This window comes from uncultured Blautia sp. (genome assembly GCF_902497045.1).
Classification (GTDB): domain Bacteria; phylum Bacillota; class Clostridia; order Lachnospirales; family Lachnospiraceae; genus Blautia_A.
Genome location: NZ_CABVDF010000329.1, coordinates 1 through 2,214 on the forward strand (window position 1 = coordinate 1; position 2,214 = coordinate 2,214).

The 2,214-nt window shown below is 41.3% G+C and carries 2 protein-coding genes and 1 pseudogene; all 3 read left to right on the forward strand.

What is annotated here, in order from left to right; translation table 11 throughout:
- Positions 1-902: pseudogene (locus tag RDS42_RS14330) on the forward strand (tyrosine-type recombinase/integrase); the annotation flags it as partial.
- A 249-nt stretch (positions 903-1,151) separates the two neighbouring features.
- The gene (locus RDS42_RS14335; protein WP_308784253.1) at positions 1,152-1,493 is read left to right on the forward strand and encodes a hypothetical protein; all 342 of its coding nucleotides are present in this window, start codon (positions 1,152-1,154) and stop codon (positions 1,491-1,493) included.
- The gene (locus RDS42_RS14340; protein ID WP_308784254.1) at positions 1,486-1,860 is read left to right on the forward strand and encodes a TnpV protein; all 375 of its coding nucleotides are present in this window, start codon (positions 1,486-1,488) and stop codon (positions 1,858-1,860) included. Before RDS42_RS14335 ends, RDS42_RS14340 begins: the two co-directional genes overlap by 8 nt.
- The last annotated feature ends 354 nt before the right edge of the window (positions 1,861-2,214 follow it).

Sequence of the window (2,214 nt, forward strand, 5' to 3'; positions counted from 1 at the left end):
ATAATCTGGATATGACATTTGGAGAGTTCTGGAAGCTGTATACAGAGGATGTCAAGCCGAGGGTTAAGTTGAACACTTGGCTGACTAAGGAGAATATAGTTGAAAAGAAGATACTTCCATATTTCAAGAATCTTAAGATGAATGAAATAACTCCTGCGGATGTGCGTAAATGGCAGAATGAAATGCTTGCCCTAAAGGATACGGAAGGGAAGCCATACTCGCAGACTTACAGGAAGACAATGCACAATACGTTGAGTACCATATTTAACCATGCGTGCAGGTTTTATAATCTGAAATCAAATCCGGCAAGACAGGCTGGAAATATGGGGAAAGAAGAATACAAGGAAATGCTCTTTTGGACAACTGGGGAATACAAGAAATTTTCGGAAGTAGTTATTGATAAGCCGGTTTCATTTTATGCATTTGAAATGCTGTACTGGACAGGAATGCGAATGGGAGAGCTTCTTGCACTTACGATGGCAGACTTTGACTTTGAAAAGAATACAGTCCGTATTAACAAATCATATCAGAGACTGCAGGGACAGGATTATATTACTTCTCCAAAAACAGCAAAGAGTAACAGGACGATTAAACTTTCAAATTTTCTTGCGGAGGAGATGCAGGAATATTTTGCAATGCTTTATGACCAGGCTCCGACGGACAGAATATTTCAGGTGACAAAGAGCTTTCTTCATCATGAAATGGAGAGAGGTTCGGAAGCAGCAAGAGTAAAGAAGATACGAATCCATGATCTGAGGCATTCGCACATTTCACATCTGATTGACCTCGGGTTTTCCGCAGTTGCGATAGCTGACAGGGTTGGACATGAGAGCATTGATATCACATATCGTTATTCACATTTGTTCCCATCTAAGCAGGTGGCAATGGCTGATACATTGGATGCTGTAAATGCCAGCTTTGATGACTGCGAAGAAGTGGATGATGATATTGATATGGAAGCTGATAAGCCAGAGCGGGATAAGGCAGAACCTATGATTGATCTAGATGCTGTCATGGTAGCAAAAGATTCAGGAGAAAATGTTGCAGGTAATGCGGGAAAAGTAGATGATGCAAATGCAAAGGTAGTCAGTATCGGACAGTACAGGGCAGGATAATAATCATGACATTGATGTGGAAGGAGTGCATATTATATGAGCGAAAAAAGGCTGGATGCCAAGAACAGATGGAGAAATGTTGTTGTAGCATTTCGTATGTCACCAGAGGAAGCAAAGGAATTGAATGTAAAGGTTTCCTTAAGCGGTCTCTCAAAGCAGGACTATATCATTCAATGCCTGTTGAAACATGAAATCAGAGTGGTTGGTGGAATGAAGGTTGCGAGAAAAGTCAGAATTCATCTTGATACGATTCTGGAAGAACTGCAGTCACTTGATGATTCAGACAGGAATGTGGACATTGAGGAACTTCTGGTTCCGTTAAGACATGTGCTTGATATTTTAGATGGTGATGAGAAAGGTGGTAACTACAATGAGTAAAACGACATTTGAAAAGCTTGGAATTCCATATGAGAAAAGAGATGGGATTTTTTATCCGGTACTTGTGGCAGGAACAGAGCAGGCAGATATTGATGCAGGAAAGTATGGGTGCATGTGGATTAAGTATATGAAGGATGAATATCCTGTCAGATACAGAAGTCTTGTCAGATTTGCAGAGCTTGAGGAAAGAGCAGCAGAAGTAAATGAAACAGCATATGAGCTGCTTGATGATGTTGAAAATTCATGGCTGAAAAAGCATAAACCGAAAAATCCTGGTTCTTTCACAGAACAGCTACAGCTACGGACACAGGCAAGAATGATGGCTGAAGAGATTGTTCTTGCAGATGTGGTAATGCAGTTTCACTAGAATGCATTCTAAAAAAGTGGGGGCGGAAAGTGCCGTCAAAATGCAAAAGTGGGGGCAGAAAGCGCCACCAAAATGGCAAAGTGACGGCAAAAAGCGCCGCCGCTCAAATCGGGATGAAAAAAGGGTGGTGGCAAAAAGTGCCGTCAAAACATGAAAGTGGGGGCAGAAAGTGCCACCAAAACTGCAAAATGGTGGCAAAATACAGTGGTTTTTGCACAAAGTGGTGGAATAAAAACCACCATATTAGTAATTGTAGTGGAACTTTAACCACCACATATCATATATCGGGTGCAGGAACTCCTGCCAAGACGAAAAAGATGTAAACGCTTATGGCGTTTATATTTTTTCGGGAAA